Source organism: Acinetobacter sp. YH01005, from assembly GCF_013420465.1.
GTDB lineage: Bacteria > Pseudomonadota > Gammaproteobacteria > Pseudomonadales > Moraxellaceae > Acinetobacter > Acinetobacter amyesii.
Genome location: NZ_VOYA01000007.1, coordinates 16,755 through 38,368 on the forward strand (window position 1 = coordinate 16,755; position 21,614 = coordinate 38,368).

General features: G+C 41.9%; 19 protein-coding genes. 15 read left to right on the forward strand and 4 right to left on the reverse strand.

Annotated features, from left to right (window positions below):
- The first annotated feature begins 207 nt into the window (after positions 1 to 207).
- From FTT72_RS06260 to FTT72_RS06285, 6 genes are all read left to right on the forward strand, one after another.
- Positions 208 to 1,779, forward strand: a complete 1,572-nt coding sequence (locus FTT72_RS06260) for a TerC family protein (RefSeq protein WP_168378245.1) — start codon at positions 208 to 210, stop codon at positions 1,777 to 1,779.
- A 388-nt stretch (positions 1,780 to 2,167) separates the two neighbouring features.
- Entirely contained in the window at positions 2,168 to 2,635 is a 468-nt protein-coding gene (locus tag FTT72_RS06265; protein WP_168378244.1) for a YchJ family protein, read from the forward strand.
- Between the two features lie 59 nt (positions 2,636 to 2,694).
- Positions 2,695 to 3,339 carry a trimeric intracellular cation channel family protein gene (locus FTT72_RS06270; RefSeq protein WP_078189475.1) on the forward strand — a complete coding sequence of 215 codons (645 nt, stop codon included), beginning with the start codon at positions 2,695 to 2,697 and terminating at the stop codon, positions 3,337 to 3,339.
- A 144-nt stretch (positions 3,340 to 3,483) separates the two neighbouring features.
- Positions 3,484 to 4,803, forward strand: coding sequence for an MFS transporter (locus FTT72_RS06275; RefSeq protein ID WP_168378243.1), 1,320 nt, complete (start codon positions 3,484 to 3,486; stop codon positions 4,801 to 4,803).
- A gap of 163 nt (positions 4,804 to 4,966) precedes the next feature.
- Positions 4,967 to 7,186 carry a DNA topoisomerase IV subunit A gene (parC, locus tag FTT72_RS06280; protein WP_078189473.1) on the forward strand — a complete coding sequence of 740 codons (2,220 nt, stop codon included), beginning with the start codon at positions 4,967 to 4,969 and terminating at the stop codon, positions 7,184 to 7,186.
- Between the two features lie 149 nt (positions 7,187 to 7,335).
- Positions 7,336 to 9,015, forward strand: a complete 1,680-nt coding sequence (locus FTT72_RS06285) for a long-chain-fatty-acid--CoA ligase (protein ID WP_180008091.1) — start codon at positions 7,336 to 7,338, stop codon at positions 9,013 to 9,015.
- A 58-nt stretch (positions 9,016 to 9,073) separates the two neighbouring features.
- Here FTT72_RS06285 and FTT72_RS06290 read toward each other — a convergent pair whose 3' ends face one another.
- Positions 9,074 to 9,463 (reverse strand): hypothetical protein, encoded by a 390-nt coding sequence (locus FTT72_RS06290; RefSeq protein ID WP_180026516.1) that lies wholly within the window; start codon positions 9,461 to 9,463, stop codon positions 9,074 to 9,076.
- 107 nt (positions 9,464 to 9,570) lie between these two features.
- Between FTT72_RS06290 and FTT72_RS06295 the strand changes: the two genes are divergently transcribed.
- Together FTT72_RS06295 and ppa are read left to right on the forward strand one after the other, a co-directional pair.
- Positions 9,571 to 9,969: an MAPEG family protein gene (locus FTT72_RS06295; RefSeq protein ID WP_078189470.1), complete on the forward strand. Its 399-nt coding sequence runs from the start codon at positions 9,571 to 9,573 to the stop codon at positions 9,967 to 9,969.
- Positions 9,970 to 10,084: 115 nt separating this feature from the next.
- Positions 10,085 to 10,621, forward strand: a complete 537-nt coding sequence (gene ppa, locus FTT72_RS06300) for an inorganic diphosphatase (protein WP_078189469.1) — start codon at positions 10,085 to 10,087, stop codon at positions 10,619 to 10,621.
- Between the two features lie 102 nt (positions 10,622 to 10,723).
- Here ppa and FTT72_RS06305 read toward each other — a convergent pair whose 3' ends face one another.
- Complete coding sequence (locus FTT72_RS06305) at positions 10,724 to 12,043, reverse strand: OprD family outer membrane porin (RefSeq protein WP_180026517.1); 1,320 nt, start codon at positions 12,041 to 12,043, stop codon at positions 10,724 to 10,726.
- A gap of 716 nt (positions 12,044 to 12,759) precedes the next feature.
- On the opposite strand from FTT72_RS06305, the gene FTT72_RS06310 reads away from it, so the two are divergent.
- Together FTT72_RS06310 and FTT72_RS06315 are read left to right on the forward strand one after the other, a co-directional pair.
- Positions 12,760 to 13,536: a TorF family putative porin gene (locus FTT72_RS06310; RefSeq protein WP_180178057.1), complete on the forward strand. Its 777-nt coding sequence runs from the start codon at positions 12,760 to 12,762 to the stop codon at positions 13,534 to 13,536.
- A gap of 396 nt (positions 13,537 to 13,932) precedes the next feature.
- The gene (locus FTT72_RS06315; protein ID WP_180049875.1) at positions 13,933 to 14,670 is read left to right on the forward strand and encodes a TorF family putative porin; all 738 of its coding nucleotides are present in this window, start codon (positions 13,933 to 13,935) and stop codon (positions 14,668 to 14,670) included.
- A gap of 43 nt (positions 14,671 to 14,713) precedes the next feature.
- On the opposite strand, the gene FTT72_RS06320 is transcribed toward FTT72_RS06315, so the two are convergent.
- The gene (locus FTT72_RS06320) at positions 14,714 to 16,204 is read right to left on the reverse strand and encodes a YifB family Mg chelatase-like AAA ATPase (protein ID WP_180173756.1); all 1,491 of its coding nucleotides are present in this window, start codon (positions 16,202 to 16,204) and stop codon (positions 14,714 to 14,716) included.
- Between the two features lie 66 nt (positions 16,205 to 16,270).
- The gene (locus FTT72_RS06325) at positions 16,271 to 16,498 is read right to left on the reverse strand and encodes an accessory factor UbiK family protein (RefSeq protein ID WP_078189551.1); all 228 of its coding nucleotides are present in this window, start codon (positions 16,496 to 16,498) and stop codon (positions 16,271 to 16,273) included.
- A 278-nt stretch (positions 16,499 to 16,776) separates the two neighbouring features.
- On the opposite strand from FTT72_RS06325, the gene glnK reads away from it, so the two are divergent.
- The 5 genes from glnK (at position 16,777) to FTT72_RS06350 (ending at position 21,609) form a co-directional block, all read left to right on the forward strand.
- A complete protein-coding gene (gene glnK, locus FTT72_RS06330) occupies positions 16,777 to 17,115 on the forward strand; it encodes a P-II family nitrogen regulator (protein WP_067763174.1) in 339 nt (112 codons plus the stop codon).
- A gap of 61 nt (positions 17,116 to 17,176) precedes the next feature.
- Positions 17,177 to 18,583: an ammonium transporter gene (locus FTT72_RS06335; RefSeq protein WP_180004703.1), complete on the forward strand. Its 1,407-nt coding sequence runs from the start codon at positions 17,177 to 17,179 to the stop codon at positions 18,581 to 18,583.
- A gap of 138 nt (positions 18,584 to 18,721) precedes the next feature.
- Complete coding sequence (nrdR, locus tag FTT72_RS06340; protein WP_067763170.1) at positions 18,722 to 19,180, forward strand: transcriptional regulator NrdR; 459 nt, start codon at positions 18,722 to 18,724, stop codon at positions 19,178 to 19,180.
- 36 nt (positions 19,181 to 19,216) lie between these two features.
- Positions 19,217 to 20,320 (forward strand): bifunctional diaminohydroxyphosphoribosylaminopyrimidine deaminase/5-amino-6-(5-phosphoribosylamino)uracil reductase RibD, encoded by a 1,104-nt coding sequence (gene ribD / locus FTT72_RS06345; RefSeq protein ID WP_180059117.1) that lies wholly within the window; start codon positions 19,217 to 19,219, stop codon positions 20,318 to 20,320.
- Positions 20,317 to 21,609, forward strand: coding sequence for a DNA adenine methylase (locus FTT72_RS06350; protein WP_078189462.1), 1,293 nt, complete (start codon positions 20,317 to 20,319; stop codon positions 21,607 to 21,609). The genes ribD and FTT72_RS06350 overlap by 4 nt, the downstream gene beginning before the upstream one ends.
- Positions 21,610 to 21,614: the final 5 nt, after the last annotated feature.

Consider the following 21,614-nt stretch of genomic DNA (forward strand, 5'->3'; position numbering starts at 1 on the left):
TGGTAAAAAAGGGTGAATTTTTACCTTAACTTGCTATACTTAAAACTTCATTTTAAGCTAAAGAACCGTCATGGGTAGTGGTTGTTGTCACTCAGCACACATCAAAATATTAGAAAGAACGCCATTAAAAGCGTTTGCGCATGTCCAATGCATTTCATTTTCAAATCAGCATGATCTACGTGTGAATAACATTCAGGAGATACAACCATGATCTTTGAATGGATGTCCGATCCTTCTGCATGGGTGGGTTTATTAACACTGGTGGTGCTTGAGATTGTTTTAGGTATCGATAACCTGGTTTTTATTGCGATTCTTGCGGAAAAATTACCGCCAGAACAGCGTAATACCGCACGGATTGTCGGCTTATTGCTTGCACTGTGTATGCGATTGGTCTTACTGGCCTCAATTGCATGGGTGGTGACTCTAACCAACCCACTGTTCCATATTTTCGACCATCCATTTTCCGGTCGAGATCTAATTTTACTGTTTGGTGGGGTGTTCTTGCTATTTAAAGGCACCATGGAACTGCGTGAACGTCTTGAAAACAAGCCGATGCTAAAGGAAGAAAATCCTGTGCATGCGACGTTTTGGATGGTGATTGTGCAGATTGTGGTGCTCGATGCCGTGTTCTCGCTCGATAGCGTGATTACCGCTGTCGGGATGGTGAAACACCTTTCTGTCATGATGATTGCGGTCATTATTGCTGTCGGCATTATGCTGTGGGCATCTAAACCACTGATGAACTTCGTGAACCGTCACCCAACGGTGGTGATTCTGTGCCTGTGCTTCTTGATGATGATTGGTTTCTCGCTCTTAGTCGAAGGCTTTGGTTTCCACATTCCAAAAGGCTACTTATACGCAGCCATTGGTTTCTCCGTCCTGATTGAGTTCTTGAACCAAACCATGCGTCATAATCAGGAAAAAATGGTGACAACCACAGACTTACGTTATCGCACTGCCTCAGCGGTGATGCGTATGCTCGGTGGGAAAAATGTTGCAGACAATCAAAATGAAAATGAAGATGTGCTTGCAACACGTGCCTTTGCTGATGAAGTCTTTGATGAAGACAACGGTGTTTACCACAGTGTCATGGTGCAAGGTGTACTGGGTTTATCTGAACGTCCAGTGAAGTCGGTGATGACACCTCGTCCTGAACTGGAATGGATTGACTTGGATGAAGCGCCTGAGGCGATTCGTGCTCAATTACTCAGTACCACGCATTCACGTTTGATTGTGGCACACGGTGAGTTAGACAATATCGCGGGTGCGGTACTGACTCATAAAGTCATGAATGACTATATTGAAACAGGCGTACTCGATTTTGAAAAGCATCTCCGTGAGCCTGTGGTGGTACATGAAAATGCACAAGTCTTGATGGTGATGGAGCAACTGCGTCAAGCGCCGTTACAAATGGCCTTAGTGTTGAACGAATACGGTTCAATTGAAGGGATTGCTACACCGATTGATGTCTTAGAAGCGATTGCTGGTGAGTTCCCCGATGAAGATGAACCTGAGACGGCAGCAGAAAGTCTCGATGATGGTTCATTGTTACTCGATGGCTCAACCGACATTCGTCATGTGTCTTTATTGTTGGGTCGTGATTTGGTGGATGATGCTGAACAGTATTCAACTCTGTCCGGATATATCTTATTCCATTTGGGTCGTTTACCAGCCAATGGTGAAAAATTCAAAGCGGATGAACACATTTTTGAAGTGGTTACGATGGATGGTCATAAGATCGAAAAAGTGCATGTCATTCCCATGCCAACTGAAGATTAAGTTGCGTATCGGGGGGTAATCTATATAGATCACTGATGTTACGCACGTAAAAGTAATTACGCATTTTTAAAATGATTTTTAAGTCTATTCGACGGAGTCTTACATCTAGGGTTTAAATAAAGGGATTAGCCTTCGGCTGGAGGTACTTTTGTTTCGGCAAAAGTACCCAAAACCATTGTCATCCGCAAAACTCGTTCACTACCGTCAAATTATTCAAAGCATTGCAAAAACATTTTTGATTAGAAGTAGTCCTGTCTCAAACACTTGCGGATGACCTTACCGTGTATCATTCTTTTATTTGAATCGATACGGATCTACTGATGAAAATTGTGTGGAAAGATCCGTTAAAATAGCCTGCATTGTCAGGCTATTTTTTATGGAAACAAACATGTCACAAGTCCAATGTCCATGTGGCAAAGGTGAGTATGCCAACTGTTGTCAGCCCTTACATGCGGGGCGTGAAAATGCACAGAGCGCAGAGCAGTTGATGCGTTCACGTTATAGTGCTTTTGCACAGCATGAGATTGATTATATTGTACAAACAACTGCGCTTGGACAGCAGCAAGCCTTAGATGTCAGTGCCATTGCAGCGTGGAGTCAGGCCAATCAGTGGTTAAAGCTTGAGGTTGTCCAAGCCCAAGAAAAACTCGATAAAAACCATGCTCAAGTTGAATTTAAAGCCCATTATCACGATGGGCAGCAAGCGCAGGTACATCATGAAATTTCACACTTTGTGAAGTTCGAGCAACGCTGGTATTTCCTTGATCCGACCACAGAGATGCAAATCACCATGAAGCAGCCGTGTATTTGTGGTTCTGGACGAAAATTTAAACAATGTTGTGCGCAATTTTTATAACATTTGAGCAGATTTAGCTTAGAATAGCGCGCATCTCAACCCTCAGTGGAAGAAGGGCGATGTTACTTACCGTTATTTATATTATCGCAATCACGGCAGAAGCAATGACAGGTGCATTGTCTGCGGGTCGGCGGAGTATGGACTGGTTTGGGGTAACATTGATTGCCTGTGTCACGGCACTGGGGGGCGGTTCGGTTCGTGATGTGCTACTTGGGCACTATCCACTGACGTGGGTTAAGCATCCTGAATATCTCATGCTGACCTGCTTTGCTGCATTTGTCACCATCCTGATTGCAAAGTGGATGCGTCATCTGCGTAATATCTTCTTGGTTCTCGATGCCTTGGGTCTCATTGGTTTTACCATCATTGGCTGTCAAATCGCTTTAGAAATGGGACATGGTTTTGTCGTTTCTGCGGTAGCAGGGGTACTAACGGGCGTCTCTGGCGGTATTTTACGAGACATCCTGTGTAACGATGTCCCGCTGGTGTTCCGTCGTGAACTTTATGCCAGTATTTCTTTTGTGTCCGTGATTTGTTATTGGCTCTGCATTGAGATTGGCTTATCGCTAGAATTGACCGTCATTGCGACGCTCATTTTCGGTTTCACCTTACGTCTGATCGCCATTTACTTTGGCTTAGAAATGCCTAAATTTATTTATAAAGATGATGATGATCAGTCAGTATCTTCAAAAGATTTGTCATAGCCGCGTTGCTATAACATCACATTAAAATGCTGAAAAGGCGGATCAATGGTCGGTCTTTTGCATGGATCTATACTAAAAAACGCAAAATCATACATCCTGTTGGGAAAGCAGTGTTCATCCTTCCACCAGTTCAGAGATCTTGTTATGGACTTAGTCTCACGTATACAACGCTTACCCATCGGTAAGTTTCACTACACTTTACTTTGGGTTATTGGCCTTGGCTGGATGTTTGATGCCATGGATACGGGACTCATTTCCTTTATCTTAGCGAAAATGGCTGAAGATTGGGCCATGACGCCAAATGATAAAAGTTGGGTGGTTTCGATTGGTTTTGTTGGGATGGCGATCGGCGCGGTGTTTTCTGGAGGACTGGCAGATCGCTTCGGCCGAAAAACAGTCTTTGCATGGACATTGGTGATTTATAGCTTAGCCACCGCTGCATGTGCGTTTGCACCTAATCTAACTTGGTTGTTGGTATTTCGTTTTATTGTCGGCTTAGGTTTAGGTGGACAACTCCCAGTCGCGGTGACTTTGGTCAGTGAATATATTCCAGCGCATGTGCGTGGCCGTTTTATTGTCTTACTAGAAAGTTTTTGGGGACTGGGCTGGTTGGTTGCTGCATTGGTCTCACGCTTTATTATTCCTGATTTTGGCTGGCATGCAGCGTTCTTGATTGGCGGTATTCCTGCGTTATATGCGATCGTGATTTGGAAAATGGTGCCCGAATCGGTGCCTTATTTGATTAACCGTGGACGTTTTGATGAAGCACACGCATTGGTGAAAAAGATTGAAGCCAAATGTGGTGTGCAAGTTGTTGAAATTTTTGAGGTCAAACCGGTTGCAGAAAAGCACAACATCAGTTTTTCACAGCTTTGGTCAGGCATTTTTGCACGTCGTACTTTAATGCTTTGGCTCATTTGGTTCGGTATCGTTTTTTCTTACTACGGTATTTTTACGTGGTTACCAAGTTTATTGGTCAAAGAAGGCTACACCATTGTTCAATCCTTTGAATATGTCTTGGTCATGATTTTGGCACAATTGCCGGGTTATATTGCAGCGGCATGGTTGGTCGAAAAATTGGGTCGTAAAGCTACTTTGGCGGGCTTCATTGGGATGTGTGCCATTTCGGCATATTTCTTCGGTCAGTCTGGCAGTGTGACAGAGATTGTGATTTGGGGCTGTTTAATGTCTTTCTTTAATCTCGGTGCTTGGGGCGTACTTTATACCTATACACCAGAACAATATCCGGCCAATATTCGTGCCTTTGGTTCGGGCTGGGCGGGTGCCATTGGTCGGATTGGGGGCATTGCAGCACCTTTTGCCGTGACACATATGATGGATATGGATCATGGTTTTAGCTATGTCTTTATGATGTTTACAGCAGTCTTAATTGCAGTTGCCGTGGTGATTTTGGTTTTAGGTGAGGAAACCAAAGGCAAAACTTTAGAATCCATTGGTCTATAGAGACTGTTGAATTTTTAGTTGATCATGGTGAATAAAATGGATATTTTTACGCCATAAGACACAATTTGTCGCAGAGTGTTAGATCATCCCCTTGTATAGGGGACACCTGCGACATAGCATAAGAACCCAATAAAGAACGAACAATTTAGGATTACAGGTTGTTATGACAAGCCTTGCGCATCATGCGACAGAAAACCGTTCCGTAGCAGAATTTACCGAACAAGCATATCTCAACTACGCCATGTACGTGATTATGGATCGTGCATTGCCACATATCAGTGATGGTCTAAAACCCGTTCAGCGTCGTATCGTCTATGCGATGAGCGAGCTCGGGTTAAAGCCAACGGGTAAGCCAAAAAAATCTGCACGTACGGTTGGTGATGTACTGGGTAAATACCATCCTCACGGTGACTCAGCTTGTTATGAAGCCATGGTCCTCATGGCGCAGCCGTTTAGTTATCGCTATCCATTTATTGAAGGTCAGGGAAACTGGGGCTCACCAGATGATCCGAAATCCTTCGCAGCGATGCGATATACCGAAGCAAAACTGTCTGCTTATAGTGATTTATTATTGTCTGAGTTAGGACAAGGAACCTGTGATTGGCAGGATAACTTTGATGGTTCGATGAAAGAGCCAGTGAATTTACCGGCACGTGTTCCAAATATTTTACTCAACGGTACAACGGGTATTGCTGTGGGTATGGCAACGGATATTCCACCGCATAACTTACGTGAAGTGGTGAAGGGCACCATCGCCTTAATTCGCAATCCAAACTTAACCGATGAGAAAGTCGCAGAATATATTCCTGCACCTGATTTGCCTACACGTGCGGAAATTATTACCTCTCCAGAAGAATTACTTAAAATTCAAACCACGGGTCGCGGAAGTTATCGAACTCGTGCTGTGTACAGTATTGAGAAAAATGAAATCGTGATTACGGAGTTACCGTATCAGGTTTCAGGTTCGAAAGTGATCACGCAGATTGCAGATCAAATGCAGGCGAAGAAGTTGCCATTGGTCACGGACTTACGTGATGAGTCAGATCATAAAAACCCAACACGTTTAGTGATTGTCCTGCGCTCAAACCGTATTGATGCTGAATCGGTGATGAGTCATCTATTTGCAACCACTGACTTAGAGTCGAGCTATCGTGTCAATATGAACATGATTGGCGCTGACGGTCGTCCGCAAGTGAAATCGATCCGCCGTATTTTGTTGGAATGGATCGAAATCCGTAAAAATACCGTGACACGTCGTTTGACTTATCATCTGAATAAAATTGAAAAACGGTTACATATACTTGCAGGCTTGATTATTGCCTATCTGAATATTGATGAAGTGATTCGAATTATTCGAGAAGAAGATCAGCCTAAACCTGTGTTAATGACGCATTTTAATATCGATGAAATTCAAGCCGAAGCCATTTTAGAACTCAAGTTACGTCATTTGGCAAAACTTGAAGAAATGGAAATGCGCCGTGAACAAGAAGAATTGGAAGCCAAAGCAGCCATTATTCGTGAACAATTGGCGAACCCTGAGTCATTAAAAGCATTGATCATTAATGAACTTAAAGAAGATGCGAAGAAATTTGGTGATGACCGCCGTTCTCCAATTGTGAAACGTGCAGAAGCCCATGCGATTAATGAACAAGATATGCTTCCTGCAGATCCTGTGACTGTGGTGTTGTCTGAAGCGGGTTGGATTCGCTCGGCGAAAGGTCATGAAGTCGATGCTGAGAACTTAAATTTCCGTGCAGGTGACCAATATCTCAGCCATGCGCAAGGTAAATCAAATCAACGCGTTTATGTCTTAGATGATGCCGGTCGTAGCTATGCTTTGGGCATCAATACTTTACCATCCGCGCGTGGTTTAGGTGAGCCTCTGAGTTCTAAACTTGCACCTGCAAGTGGTGTCGGCTTTAAACAAGTATTTATTGCTGAAGATGAAACAGAAGTCTTGGCGATGAGTAGTAAAGGCTATGGCTTTAAAACCCAAGCCAAAAACCTCGATACCAATGCAAAAGCAGGTAAAGCCTTCCTTACCTTATCTGAAGGCGCGGCGGTCATGAATTTAACGGCGATTGAGAATGCAACACATCTTGCACTCCTCAGTTCTGCAGGGCGTTTGCTGTTGGTTGAACTTGATGAATTACCAGTCCTAAATAAGGGTAAAGGTAATAAATTGATACAACTTGAAGCAAAAGATCAAATAGTATCCATGACAACTTTGAATTTAGATGAAATAATTCAAGTGCTTGCAGGAAATCAACAATTAAAGCTTAAAGGCGACGATCTGCAAAAATATGTGGGTAAACGTGCATCGAAAGGCGTGTTGTTACCACGTGGATATCAAAAAGCAAATAAACTGTTCATTCAAAGATAATACTAGCATCCATGGAACGAAATACGTTATATATGCTGTTATTCGTGAAATGGATGCAATATTAAGCACAAACAAGTTAAATAATGACCGCTTAATATTGAAAAAAAACAGTTGGATTATTAAGGATTACGACAGGAGAATTGGGCGTTATGGAAAAGATTTGGTTCGCTGAATACCAAAAGACAGGGATTCCAGAAACTGTAGAATTACCCGCAGAAAATACCTCATTGGTCGATATTTTTGAGCGTAATTTTCAGAAGTTTGGCTCAAGAGATGCCTTTATCTTCATGGATAAAGTCTTAACTTTTAAAGAACTTGATGAAGCTAGCCGTAAATTTGCAACTTATTTGCAAAGCTTAGGTTTGGCCAAAGGTTCACGCGTTGCAGTCATGATGCCGAACGTTCTTCAATATCCTGTTGTCGCATTGGGTGTATTCCGCGCTGGCCTGGTATTGGTCAACGTGAATCCACTGTATACCTCTCGTGAACTTGAGCATCAATTGAATGACTCTGGAACAGAAGCTCTAGTTATTATTGAAAACTTTGCATCTGTTTACCAAGCGATTATTGGTAAAACCCCAGTAAAACATGTGATCGTGGCATCTGTGGGTGACATGCTTGGTACGCTGAAAGGTACATTGGTTAACTTTGTATTACGTTCAGTACGTAAACAAATTCCAGCTTGGAACATTCCAGGTCATATTCGCTTTAATGCAGCAATGTCTAAAGTGAGTGCAAACAATTACAAACGTCCAAACTTAACTCTAAGTGATACTGCAGTACTTCAATATACTGGTGGTACAACTGGCGTATCTAAAGGCGCAGAATTGACACATCGTAACCTTGTGTCAAACATGTTGCAGTGTGATGGTATTTTCCAAAGTAAATTTGGTCAGCAAGATGGTCAGCCAGATGATCGTATCTTCTGTGCATTACCGCTGTATCACATCTTTGCATTTATGGTGTGTGCACTTTACGGCATGTACAAAGGTCAGGCGAACGTATTGATTCCTAACCCGCGTGACCTACCTGCGGTAATGAAAGAATTACGTAAATACCAACCTTCATTCTTCCCAGCAGTGAACACATTGTTCAATGCTTTGGTGAACAATGAAGAGTTCAAGCAACTTGACCACAGTAAGCTAAAAATGGCGATGGGTGGTGGTATGGCAGTGCTTCCTTCGACTGCAGAAGCGTGGAAGAAAGTTACAGGTACCAATATTATCGAAGGTTATGGTTTATCAGAAACTTCACCTGTTGCAACCGCAAACCCTCCAGCATCAATGGAATTCAGCGGTACGATTGGTATTCCATTGCCACTGACTGAAGTTGCTATTTTAGATGATGATGGCAATGAAGTTGCTCAAGGTGAGCAAGGTGAAATTTCGATTCGTGGTCCTCAAGTCATGAAAGGCTATTGGAACCGTCCAGATGAAACTGCCAAAGTAATGACGGCGGACGGTTTCTTCCGTACAGGTGACATTGGTGTCATGGATCCACGCGGTTATGTGAAGATTGTAGACCGTAAAAAAGACATGATTTTGGTGTCTGGCTTCAACGTTTATCCTTCTGAAATTGAAGAAGTTGTTGCAAAACATCCAAAAGTACTAGAAGTTGCTGCGATTGGTGTTCCTGATGAAAAATCAGGTGAAGTACCTAAATTATTCGTTGTGAAAAAAGATCCATCTTTAACAACTGAAGAAGTTTTGGCATTCGCAAAAGAAAACTTAACTGGCTATAAGCGTCCACGTTATGTTGAATTTATGGATGAATTACCAAAATCGAACGTTGGTAAAATTCTACGTAAAGATTTGCGTAAAACCGCATAATACGATGCATAAAAAAAGCGCCTTCGGGCGCTTTTTTTATCGCTTTAAATTTAGATCATTAAATTTTACCTTTATTCATCGACCAGCGATCAAAGTAGCGACGTCCTACACCAAAAACACCCAAGAAAATAAACATCGCGCCGAACTGACGACTAAAGCCGGATTGGTTATAGCTGCCATAGGTTAAAATATTGTCGACTAAGCAATATAGGGCAATGACAATGACCCAATGCCAAAGGGGAAGTTGCTTGATGGAAACTGCATAGAATGCAATCCACATGATGACAAAGCTGAAAACAGTCGACCAGACATTTAAGTTGGCGCAAATCACAGCAAGTAAAAATGCAGTCACTGGAATGACGATTTTTAAGACACGATCGACGCGAAGCTGATGGCGTTTTTGCTCTTCAAGAACTTCAAATAATTGATCTTGATCAGAAGTGCTCATAGAGGATCCTTTCATCTGCCGATTATAAAAACACTATATTTAACAAAAATTATTCACGAAATGCCATGGTATTATAGCAGCCATAAAATCTTCCTGAGAAAAAACACATGCACAGCATCAGTGGGATCATCTATCTCATTTTGGCCGCTTGTTTATTGCCATATGTATTTACATTTATTGCGAAGCGAGCTGCAGGTTTTAAGTCGAGTGATAATCAAAATCCACGTGAAGTTTTAGCGCGCTCTACAGGATTGGCGAGCCGCGCACATGCAGTGCAGCAAAATAGTTTTGAAAGTTTACCTTTATTTATTGCGGCTATTCTAATGGCTGAATACATGGTGATTCATCAACAATACATCATGACCTTTGGGATTGCCTATCTCGTTTTACGCGTTATTTATGGGCTATGTTATTTAGCCAATTGGGCAACTTTACGTTCAATTATTTGGACCTTGTCGATGTTATGCCCAATTTGTCTGATGTTATTGGTCATTAAATTAAGCTAAATGTTCTGCTTGATGATTAAATTATCAGCATGATCGCTAAAATCACAAAAAAAGCGATAAAACCGTTATAATTGTGCCGGATTAAAAGATTTAACTTTGTTTAAAGAGTGATGCTATGAGCTACAGCAATATCCCAGCGGGTAAAGATGCACCAAACGACATCTATGTCATTATTGAAATTCCTGCAAATGCAGCACCAATCAAATACGAAATCGATAAAGATTCTGATGCGTTATTTGTAGACCGTTTCATGGGTACTGCAATGTTCTACCCAGCGAACTATGGTTATGTTCCAAATACATTATCTTTGGATGGTGACCCACTAGACGTACTTGTGGTAACTCCACATCCAGTAGAGCCAGGTTCTGTAATTCGTTGCCGTCCTGTTGGTAAATTGAACATGGAAGATGACGGTGGTGTTGACGCAAAACTCGTTGCGGTTCCACACGACAAATTGACTCCGCTTTATAAAGATGTTCAAGAATATACAGATCTTCCTGCATTATTGATCAATCAAATTGAACATTTCTTCCAACACTACAAAGACTTAGAACCTGGTAAATGGGTTAAGTTAAGTGGTTGGGAAGGTGCTGATGTTGCGAAACAAGAAGTACTGAGCTCAATTGAAGCTTACAAAGCTGCGAACAAATAATATTGTTTTAAGCTGAGCATCGTTTTTAGATGAAAACGATGCTCATAAAAAAACCTGCACAGTGTGCAGGTTTTTTTTCGCTATCTTAGAGTAGCTGTGAAATTAAAATAATTTCACAGGTATGTCTAACCAAATACGCCATTCATTGGTATCACCAATATAGTTGTTTTGGTAGTTATTACTAGCGCGGTAGTAAGAATGACGAAGGCGTAAGCTTGCATCTTTGGCAAAACCAGATTGAACGGTATATTTCACTTGGTTAAAGAATTCGCGTTCTTCTTCATTGTCGCTAATCATTGTGCCAGCATTATTAGTGGCTTTAATATCCCAACCGTAAACAAATGCTGAAGTCCAAGATAGGCCTGGAACATTTAATGCGCCAAAGTCATAGGTATATTGAAGTTGTACAGACTTTTCATCATTACCAATAAAGTCAGATAGATACGAGTTTGGCATGTAAATAGATTGTTTACCATCACCAACGTTTGTACCTAAGCCATAGTCGTAACCGGTATTACCAAAGTTTTGTTGGTAAGCAACCATGACATTGTGTGGACCACGATTATATGTTGTAGAAAGGGCAGCGATTGAGTTATCGAATGAGTCGTTGCTTTCACCAATTTGAGAATATAAGTATTGATTAGCATCTTTATCCCATTTTGTGTGATAAGCGCTTAAATCATAAGTCAATGAGCTTTTATCAGCTAAACCTTGAGTAAAATTGGCATTGATATAATGACGATCTAAACGATCTTTAATATCTGTACCATAGTAAGCAAGATTTAATTGATCATTTGCTTTATATTTTGCACCCCAAACAATTGCGCGGTCTAACTTAGCACCATCAGAATTAATTTGATTTGATAATTGATTTTCAGTGAATTTACCAGCGATCAGGTTAAGATTATTAATCTCATTACTTTCAACCAAAACACCTGTGTAGTATTCAGGTACTAGTCGTGCAGTATTACTTGCTAAAACAGGGATGTCGAGAAGTTGTGTACCGTAAGTTGCAGTCGTATTTGAAATACGTGCTTTTACATATGCACCGCCACGCGCCCAGTGATCATAAGCATCAACTTTACCATTCGCATCTTTGCTACCATGCGTTGGAATCATATCGTTACCGGTATGAGCATTTTCACCAAGTTTGATTGATGCATCGCCTATGATACCCGCTGCAAAACCAACAGTGCCTTTGGTAAAACCTGAATCAAGATTTACGATAGCAGTTTGCGCAAAAGAGCTAGTATCATCTACGCCATTTTTTTTATCACGATGTAAATAACCTGTACGGAACAATACAGAGCCTTCGGCATCTTCCACAAAGCCTTTAGATTCGCTTTGTTCGCTAGCAAAAGCAGTAGAAATAAGAGCAGCGTTTACTAATACTGCAAGTGTTAGTTGTTGAGCTTTAAGCATTGGGAGAGAGCCTCATGCAAATTTGGTTAATATGTAGTGCGATTGTATATTTTTTCTTAAAAAAATCACTATTTTTAATGCGCTTATTACACTAAAGTTAGAAAACATTCAGATCATCGGTCAATCTGTAATAAGCAAATGTTTCGTATGTTATTGTTGTTTAACAAATAGTTTATTTAAATTGAATATATATTAAGCTAAAGAGAAGTTTCTTCATTGCTTATCATAAAAAAATATAAAAAACGGTAAAAACTTTCATTTAACTTGCTGATTTATCATTACTCTTCGCGACAATTTGTGCTGAATTTAAATTGGTATTTTGATCAAAAAGTATAAAAACTGCTGAGGTGCATGGCATCAATGTTCAGGCTAAGTAAGTACTGTTGGCGTGTTTTTTTGTAAATAGAGAATGACTTTTAGCGAAGTCGTCAGAAATGTTTTCCTTAAAATCTAGCTCAATAAAAGATGATAATAATCGTGATAAATACATATAAATTAAAACATTAAATCATTGTTAAAGACTGGAACACGATAAAAGATATTTTATGAATCAAAAGCTTATTTTTTACTATTTTATATAATCTTACCTTTGTTTTTAAATGATTTAATTGATCAAAATAAGAAAAAAGGGGCTATACAGTGCGGTAAAATCGATTAAAATCGGCGCTAAATTTTACTCAACCCAATCCACGATCGATCCGATGTGGGGACTAAACATGATTCAATTTTATAAAAAAGCAATTTTAAGTATTTTAGTGACCCTAGGTACAGTCCCTGCATTTGCAGAACAAACTGAACAAGCCACAACTGCACAAGGGAATTGGTCTGGAAGTTTGGGCGTGGTAAACAAATATGTGTACCGTGCGAGTGAAGAAAATGATCAAGCTGCATTACAAGCCGGACTTGAATATGCACACAACAGTGGGCTGTTCGCGGGCTATTGGGGTTCTAGACTCAACTATGACCCTACGGACGACAGTCAGTCACATGGTTTTGAACATGATTTCTATGTTGGATATGGACGTGAACTGAATGAAGATTGGAGCTATAAGTCACAAGTGATGGCCTATGTCTATCAAGGTGGCGGTTCAGTTTATAACGATGACCGCTCTGAAAAGCGTCGCACGACAGGCGTCGAATTTATTCAGGACATAAGTTATAAAGATTTAACTGCAAGCATGGCTGTATTGTTGTCTGATGTTAATTATGGCAACGCAGGCGATGTGTATCTGAATGCTGCTTATAGCTATGCATTACCTTATGATGTTTCATTAAATTCATCGCTTGGTGTTTCTGTTTTTAATGACAGTCGTGATGATAGCCTATTAACAACCACAGAAGATGTGGTGTTCACTGAAGCACGTTTAGGCTTGAGTAAACCGATTGCGGATACTGGATTTGAAATTGCTGCTGACTATGTATGGGGCGGTAAAGATCGTGAAGGCGAGGAATTAGACGATAACGTTGTGGTTGGATTGACCTATTCTTTCTAACATTAACGAGTTGATCGTATTCGGTCATATTTTTGAAAGTGCACAATGGTGATTGTGCACTTTTTTTATGCATTTTTGAGATCGGTGTTGAAAAAATATACTCAAAAAAGCGCATTTTTAAAATCCTGTTACAACTATCAACCTAAGGATTTAAATAATCTGAATAGTTGACAATCTGCATTCTAAAAAAAAATTTAGAGAAAAATAGTTAAATAGAGTAATTAAAAAATAACAAATAAAAACAGTATCTTATATGTTTTATGAAAGCCAAAATCGTGACCTTTATAAAAAAAATATGTGTATATTTTTTAACATGGCACAGCGCTTGCTAATACCTCATTGAGTTCAACGAAATAACCAAAAAATACGTCGTCGCACGATGTGGGGGAACAAACCATGAAATTTGCACTTAAAGCTTTATCAATCGCTGTACTTGGAGCAGCATCGACGTTTACATTTGCTGAAGCACCTGCTTCAGAGCATTCTGTATCTGGAAATATCGGCGTACTGTCTAGCTATAATTTACGTGGTATTACCAATGTGCCTGAAAATAAAGATGCGACAATCCAAGGTGGTTTGGATTATAGCCATGCATCAGGCTTCTATGCAGGTTGGTGGGGTTCAACATTAAACTATGGTGATGACCTACCGAATGGTTTTGAAAATGATTTTTATGCGGGCTATAACGGTTCAATTAATGATGATCTTGGTTACACAGCAGGTCTAACTTACTACTATTACTATGATATTGATACAAGTGATGCAAACGGTTTAGAAACAATGCTTGGGCTAAGCTATAAAGATTTTGGCTTAACAGCGCAAACTTTGCTTGAAGATGTTTCATGGGGTAATGCAGGTGATACTTATATCAAAGCATCATATAGCTATGCACTTCCTAAAGACTTCAGTCTAGATACCGCGCTTGGTTTATATGCATATCAAGATTCAGGTGATTTTGAAGAAAATTTAGGAACAACAGAAAGCTTTGGTTTCCGTCACTTTGATATTGGTCTAAGCAAGCCTTTAGCAGATACAGGTGTTACCGCAAGCATGAATTACACAGTTGGTGGTTATGACCGTGCGGATGAAAAACAAAAGAATAAAGTCGTATTTGGTTTGAAATACGAATTCTAATTTTAAAGAGCATTAAAAATGGCGACCTTAGGTCGCCATTTTTTTAAGCATTGAGTTGGCTTCGATAGGACAGCGCTTCAGAAACGTGTTGAGCTTGAATGTGTTCACTTTGAGCCAAGTCGGCAATGGTTCTGGCAACACGTAATACGCGATGATAAGCACGCGCAGATAAATTCATTCTCTGCTGGGCTAACTGTAAAATATTCTGTGCAGTAGCATCCAAAACTGCTTGTTGCTCCAATTGCGTCGGCGTCAGTGCCATATTGGATTTTTGCTGACGCTCTATTTGTAACTCATAGGCACGAATGACACGATGCCTAACCGTACTTGAGCTTTCAACCTCTTGCGAACTTTGTAATTCATGCGCTGCCAGTGGCGGGACATCTATATGTAAATCAATACGATCTAATAATGGACCTGAAATACGGTTTTGATAGCGTTTAATACTTTCAGCACTACATTGACAGCGGCTGTCTTGATTAAAGGCATAGCCACATGGGCAAGGATTCATTGCCGCGATCAATTGAAAATTTGCGGGGAAGGTGATTTGACGAGAAGCCCGTGAAATCACAATTTCTTTGGATTCGAGTGGTTGCCGTAATACCTCCAATACCTTTCGATCAAATTCAGGCAGCTCATCTAAAAATAAAACCCCTAAATGTGCCAAGGTGATTTCACCCGGTTTAGGATTTGATCCTCCACCGACGAGGGCGATCGCAGACGCAGTATGGTGCGGCGCACGAAATGGACGCTGCCCAAAATGATGATTTGCACCTGCAATGGAATAAATACTCGCGACTTGCAAATTTTCTTGCATATCTAAGGGCGGAAGAATGCTGGCCAAACGCGAGGCGAGTAGAGTTTTACCTGTGCCTGGAGGGCCACGAAATAGCAGGGAATGACCGCCAGCCGCCGCAATTTCTAAAGCACGACGTGGTCTCAGTTGACCTTTCACATCAGATAAATCAAAAGGGTAACTGTGTTGATTGGCTGACGATGTTGAAGGGTGGCTACTGATTAAGGCTGAACGACTTAAATGTTCACATACATCCTTAAGATGCTGTGCAGGAAAGACTTGGAACTCCGGCAGTTGCGCCGCTTCATCGGCATTGAGTGCCGGTAGAATCAGATGATGCCCGATATGCTGACAGGCAATGGCTATACTTAAGATGCCACTGACAGGTCGTAAATAACCATCAAGTGCCAATTCTCCAATAAATTCAAAACCATCTGCTGCATTTTCAGGAAGTTGTCCCGACGCGATCAGAATCCCTAAAGCAATGGCGAGATCTAAACGTGAACCATCTTTGGGTAAATCTGCGGGTGCTAGATTAATGGTCAGACGTTTGGTCGGAAACTGAAAGCCGCTATTAATAATCGCAGAGCGGACACGGTCTTTACTTTCACGGACGGCGGCCTCAGGTAGGCCCACAATGGTCAATGACGGTAGGCCTTGGCTGACATGAACTTCAACTTCAATTTGGGGTGCATTTAAGCCGAGCAAACCCCGAGTATAGATTTTGGCAAAAGACATATTATTGTTCCGTTATGGTGCATTATTTTTAATCGTTATGCGTCTTTTGTTGCACTAAAAAGGTGCTTATTTTTTGTTCTGAATTTTTTGTTCGAGTTCTTCGACGTGTTTCAACAATTCATTTAAACGTAAATTGGCATTATTCAGTGCAGTACGTTGGCGTTCGATTTCTTCTTTAGATACGAGATCCATTTTGCTCACAGCTTCATTGAGTAAGCTGCGAAGATTATGTTCGACGTCTTTTTTCGGCTGATCGATTTGTTCTAATATCGCTTGTAATAAGGTTTCAATCATTGTTTTGACCATCCTCAGTGAATTGGTGGCAGCAGTTTAACATCGCCACATTCATGACCATAGTGCTTTTATTTAAATATGCGTTTAATCGATCAGTAAAATCGTAATTCTTCTAGTAAAAACGTCTATTTTTATAAGCATACGCAAGATTATCCGTATAAAATAGGTTATAAAGAAATCTCATGCTGGGCTGACTATTTTCCCCCGACTGTAGTCATATTGGCATGAAAATTGAACATAAAACCTTACAGGTGAAATAAGCCGAAGGAAAACAAAACATGAAGCTCGTAACTGCAATTGTAAAACCTTTTAAATTAGATGACGTGCGTGAAGCACTCTCTGAAAATGGTGTTCAAGGGATCACTGTCACTGAAGTTAAAGGCTTCGGTCGCCAGAAAGGTCACACTGAACTTTATCGTGGTGCTGAATATGTGGTTGATTTCTTACCAAAAGTAAAAATCGAAATCGCAATCAGTGATGAAATGGTCGATACCGTAATTGAATCAATTACTCGTGTTGCAAGCACAGGAAAAATTGGCGACGGTAAAATTTTTGTAAGCAATCTGGAACAAGTCATCCGTATCCGTACTGGTGAAACAGGTGCAGATGCCGTTTAAAAAATTGGCATGAAGTTTGCTGAGTAGCTAATAACTCAGAAAATCAGGTCGGGGGATACGAATGAAAAAAATGCTAATTGCACTCGGCTTGTCCAGTGCACTTTTAGGTGGTTCTGTTGCGTGGGCTGAAGAAAGCGCAACAGCACCTACAGAAGAAGTCACAGTAGTTGATACTGCAAATACAACAACGCTAAATACAACAGAAGCTGCAGTTCCAGTTGAAGCAGCGCCAGCACCTGCAGAACCAGCACCTACAGAAGAAGAACCTAAGCTCGATACAGGTGATACAGCATGGATTTTAGTGTCCACTGCACTTGTTTTACTCATGACAATTCCCGGTTTAGCATTATTTTACGGCGGTATGGTCCGTAAGAAAAATGTACTCAGCACCATGGCACACAGTTTTGTTGCGGCAGGTGTCGTGAGCTTAACGTGGGTGATTGTGGGTTATACCTTAGCATTTGGTGAAGGCAATGCCTTTATCGGTAGCTTAGACAAATTTATGTTGTCGGGTATCACTACAGAAGCGTTGACGGGTACGATTCCAGAGATTCTTTTTGTTATTTTCCAAATGACATTTGCCATCATTACCGTTGCCATTATTAGTGGTTCGATTGCAGAACGTATGAAATTCGGTGCTTTTGTTGCTTTTATCGCAATTTGGAGTGTCGTGGTTTATGCGCCAATTACTCACTGGGTATGGGGTGGTGGTTGGTTAGGTAACGACGGTGCGCTTGATTTTGCGGGTGGTACAGTTGTTCACATCAACTCAGGTGTTGCGGGTCTTGTTGCAGCGTACATGCTTGGTAAACGTATGGGGCTTGGCCGTGAATCTATGGCACCACATAATCTAACGTTAACCGTCATCGGTGCAAGCCTTGTATGGGTAGGTTGGTTCGGTTTCAACGGTGGTTCTGCACTAGGTGCAAATGGTTCAGCTGGTTATGCATTGGTGGTAACACAAGTTGCAGCAGCGGCAGCAGCAGTGGCATGGTTAATTACTGAAAAAGTGGTTCGTGGTAAAGCGTCTGTCTTGGGTGGTGCTTCTGGTGCAGTAGCAGGTCTTGTGGTGATTACACCTGCGGCAGGTTTCGTAACAGTTGGTGGTGCTTTAGCGATGGGTCTGATCGGTGGTGTGGTTTGCTTCTGGGGGATTACTGCGCTGAAACGTGCGTTGAAAGCGGATGACTCTTTGGATGCGTTTGGTCTACATGGTGTCGGTGGTATCGTGGGTGCGATCCTTACAGCATTCTTTGCCAGCGAATTCATCATGGGTGATAAAGCACCGAGCGACTTAATGCATCAATTATGGGTTCAAGTCGAAGGCGTACTAGCGACTATTGCTTACTCAGCAGTGATGACATTCATTATCTTGAAAGTGATTGATCTAGTGATTGGCATCCGTGTTGAAGCTGATGACGAACGTATGGGTCTAGACTTAAGTCAACATGGTGAACGTGTAGAATAATAAGATCACAGTAAATCAATATATTGTGTAAAACAGCCCGAAAGGGCTGTTTTTTTTCCATATCTAGCGTAAAGCTCTACAAATTTCAAAATTTTTGCTACACTCTAAATCCATTCGGATTTGTTCAATTTAACCGCTATGCATTGTCCATTTTGCAACGCTGAAGACAGTAAAGTGATTGACTCACGTCTTGCTGCTGAAGGCTGTCAGATACGCCGCCGCCGTGAATGTATTAGTTGCGGTGAACGTTTTACAACTTTTGAAAGCTATGAAGTGGTGATGCCGCGTGTCATCAAGTCTGATTCAAAGAGTGAACCTTTTGATGAAGCCAAGCTCCGCCGCTCGCTCATGCATGCCTTGCAAAAGCGTCCAGTAACGCAAGAGCAAATTGAAACGGTACTCAGTGATATTCAATTGCAAATTCGCCGTTTGGGTGAACGTGACGTGAAATCACGCACCATTGGTGAAATTGTCATGCAGTCTTTGTTTGCTTTAGATCATGTGGCTTATGTACGTTTTGCTTCTGTGTATCAAGACTTCCAAGATGTAGAAGCTTTTCGTCGTCAAATTGAACAAATGCAGCAGCGTGAGCACTAATGCACATCTGCTTCCATTTTTATCATGAGTGATTACATGTCTGAGTTAGATCAAGTGCCTTTGCAGCAGCATCAACAGTGGATGCGGCGTGCAATTGCATTGGCACAGCAGGGGCAATACAGCACTCGTCCCAATCCCAATGTGGGCTGTGTAATTGTCAAAGACGGTCAATTGGTTGGTGAAGGCTTTCATCCCAAAGCGGGTCAGCCGCATGCCGAAGTCTTTGCAATGCGTGATGCAGGTGAGGCCGCACGTGGCGCAACCGCTTATGTGACTTTAGAGCCTTGCGCACACTATGGACGTACGCCACCTTGTGCCAAAGGTTTGGTAGAAGCAGGTGTTGCTCAAGTCGTTGTAGCATGTCCCGATCCGAATCCATTGGTTGCGGGTAAAGGTGTACAAATCCTACGTGATGCTGGCATTGAAGTGATCACAGGTATTTGTGAAGCAGAAGCGCATCAATTGAACTTGGGCTTTTTAAAAGCCATGGCGACGGGCATGCCTTATGTCCGGCTCAAAGTCGCATCGAGCCTGGATGGGCGTACTGCCATGGCCTCGGGTGAGTCTAAATGGATTACCGGTGCAATGGCGCGACAAGATGTACAGCATTGGCGTGCGATATCAGGTGCTGTGATTACTGGGATGGAAACAGTATTAGCAGATGATTGCTTACTCAACGTACGTCAACTCGATGATGCTGTTGATATGCGAAGCGTGGTTCAGCCGAAACGTATCGTGCTAGATCGCCAAGGCCGCTTGCCATTAAGCGCAAAAATATTGCAGCAACCTGAAACCGTGATGGTCATGGGGCCATATCGTCAGGAACTTGCTGACTTGGGCGTGGTACAATTTGAAATTCAGCCTTTGGCCGATCTGTTAGCAGCATGCGTTCAACAGTTCCAAATTTATGATGTCCTTGTGGAAGCCGGTGCGACACTTTCGACCGCTTTCTTACAAGAACATTTGATCGATGAAATGATCAGTTATGTTGCACCGACCTTGTTGGGTCAGTCAGCACGTGCGATGTTTAATGCGGAATTTGACCGCATGGCAGAGCAGCTTCGATTTAAGCTGAAAGATGTCACTCAATTGGGTGATGACATTCGCTTAAGGTTAATCCCTTCTCAAGAGACGCTATGAATTCAGAGTCTACGGTTTATCACAAACGTCGTCATGCGGCTCGTACCACAGACGAATATCTTTTCCATCAGTTGGTTCCTTATTTGGGAAACAAACGCCGCCTATTACATCTGATTTTAGAAGCACTTGAGCAAACGGGAACCTTAAAACGCGAAGATGGTCGTGCGCCGATATTTGCTGACTTTTTTGCAGGTTCGGGTGTGGTGTCACGGTTGGCACGTCAAAACGGCTATCGTGTTATTGCCAATGACTGGGAACCCTACAGCCATGCCTTGAACAGCGCGATTCTCTCTTGCGTTGAAGCACCTGCGTTTAAAGAGTTGGGTGGCTATCAGAAAGCGATTGATTATCTGAACCGTTTGCCAGAAGTTAAAGGTTGGGTGACCCATAACTTGTGTCCACGTAATGATGAAATCTACGATCCTGCACGTGACCGTTTATTCTTTAAACGTCGTAACGGCATGCGCATCGATGCGATTCGTCAGCAAATTGCAACTTGGCAAGCTCAAGGCGCAATTGATGATGTGGAAATGAGTGCTTTGTTGGCACCGTTATTGTATTCAGCAAGTTTTGTCAGTAATACCAGCGGTGTATTTAAAAGCTTCCATCATGGTTGGGGCGGTAAAACCCAAGCAGCCTTAGATCGTATCGGTTCATTGTTATGGCTGACCCCAAGTCGTTTTTGTGAAATTGGTGATCCGAAAAAACCCGCCGCGGAAATGTGGTGTGTCGACGCACAGCATTTGGCCAATCAAATGAGCGGCTTTGAAGTAGATGTGGCTTATCTCGATCCACCATATAACCAACATGCTTATAGCAGTAACTACCATGTGTTGAATGCCTTAACGTTATGGGATCAGGTGGATTTACCAACGCCAGATACCAAAGGCTTTAAGAGCGGAATCGACCGTGCATGGCGTAAAGAACGTCCAAGTCCATATAATTCTTCGAAGCATGCGAAAGAAGCTTATGAAAAATTATTAGAAACCATCAATGCACGTTACATCCTGACGAGCTATTCAACCGATGGTAATATCAGCGCCACAGATTTGTTACAAGCCAATTTAAAACGTGGCAGAGTAAGCTTATTGACGCAAGATGTACCACGTTACCGCGTGAGTAAGCAGCGTCAGTCTGAACGTGCACGCGTACTAGAGTTTATTGTCATCACGGATACGCATGCCAAATCAGGTCCACCAATCCGTCAGTTGTTGAGTCAATTGCACCATTTTGCAGAATTAGGTGGTGTCGATACCTCTGGCGTGAGCACGCAACTTGATTTGTGGTAAAAATC

Coding starts and splice junctions, on each gene's coding strand:
- FTT72_RS06315 (WP_180049875.1), top strand. CDS start 13,933: ATGAAATTTGCACTTAAAGCTTTATCAATCGCTGTACTTGGAGCAGCA.
- FTT72_RS06260 (WP_168378245.1), top strand. CDS start 208: ATGATCTTTGAATGGATGTCCGATCCTTCTGCATGGGTGGGTTTATTA.
- FTT72_RS06325 (WP_078189551.1), bottom strand. CDS start 16,498: ATGATTGAAACCTTATTACAAGCGATATTAGAACAAATCGATCAGCCG.
- FTT72_RS06335 (WP_180004703.1), top strand. CDS start 17,177: ATGAAAAAAATGCTAATTGCACTCGGCTTGTCCAGTGCACTTTTAGGT.
- ppa (WP_078189469.1), top strand. CDS start 10,085: ATGAGCTACAGCAATATCCCAGCGGGTAAAGATGCACCAAACGACATC.
- FTT72_RS06295 (WP_078189470.1), top strand. CDS start 9,571: ATGCACAGCATCAGTGGGATCATCTATCTCATTTTGGCCGCTTGTTTA.
- FTT72_RS06320 (WP_180173756.1), bottom strand. CDS start 16,204: ATGTCTTTTGCCAAAATCTATACTCGGGGTTTGCTCGGCTTAAATGCA.
- FTT72_RS06310 (WP_180178057.1), top strand. CDS start 12,760: ATGATTCAATTTTATAAAAAAGCAATTTTAAGTATTTTAGTGACCCTA.
- FTT72_RS06290 (WP_180026516.1), bottom strand. CDS start 9,463: ATGAGCACTTCTGATCAAGATCAATTATTTGAAGTTCTTGAAGAGCAA.
- glnK (WP_067763174.1), top strand. CDS start 16,777: ATGAAGCTCGTAACTGCAATTGTAAAACCTTTTAAATTAGATGACGTG.
- FTT72_RS06265 (WP_168378244.1), top strand. CDS start 2,168: ATGTCACAAGTCCAATGTCCATGTGGCAAAGGTGAGTATGCCAACTGT.
- parC (WP_078189473.1), top strand. CDS start 4,967: ATGACAAGCCTTGCGCATCATGCGACAGAAAACCGTTCCGTAGCAGAA.
- FTT72_RS06350 (WP_078189462.1), top strand. CDS start 20,317: ATGAATTCAGAGTCTACGGTTTATCACAAACGTCGTCATGCGGCTCGT.
- FTT72_RS06275 (WP_168378243.1), top strand. CDS start 3,484: ATGGACTTAGTCTCACGTATACAACGCTTACCCATCGGTAAGTTTCAC.
- nrdR (WP_067763170.1), top strand. CDS start 18,722: ATGCATTGTCCATTTTGCAACGCTGAAGACAGTAAAGTGATTGACTCA.
- FTT72_RS06305 (WP_180026517.1), bottom strand. CDS start 12,043: ATGCTTAAAGCTCAACAACTAACACTTGCAGTATTAGTAAACGCTGCT.
- ribD (WP_180059117.1), top strand. CDS start 19,217: ATGTCTGAGTTAGATCAAGTGCCTTTGCAGCAGCATCAACAGTGGATG.
- FTT72_RS06270 (WP_078189475.1), top strand. CDS start 2,695: ATGTTACTTACCGTTATTTATATTATCGCAATCACGGCAGAAGCAATG.
- FTT72_RS06285 (WP_180008091.1), top strand. CDS start 7,336: ATGGAAAAGATTTGGTTCGCTGAATACCAAAAGACAGGGATTCCAGAA.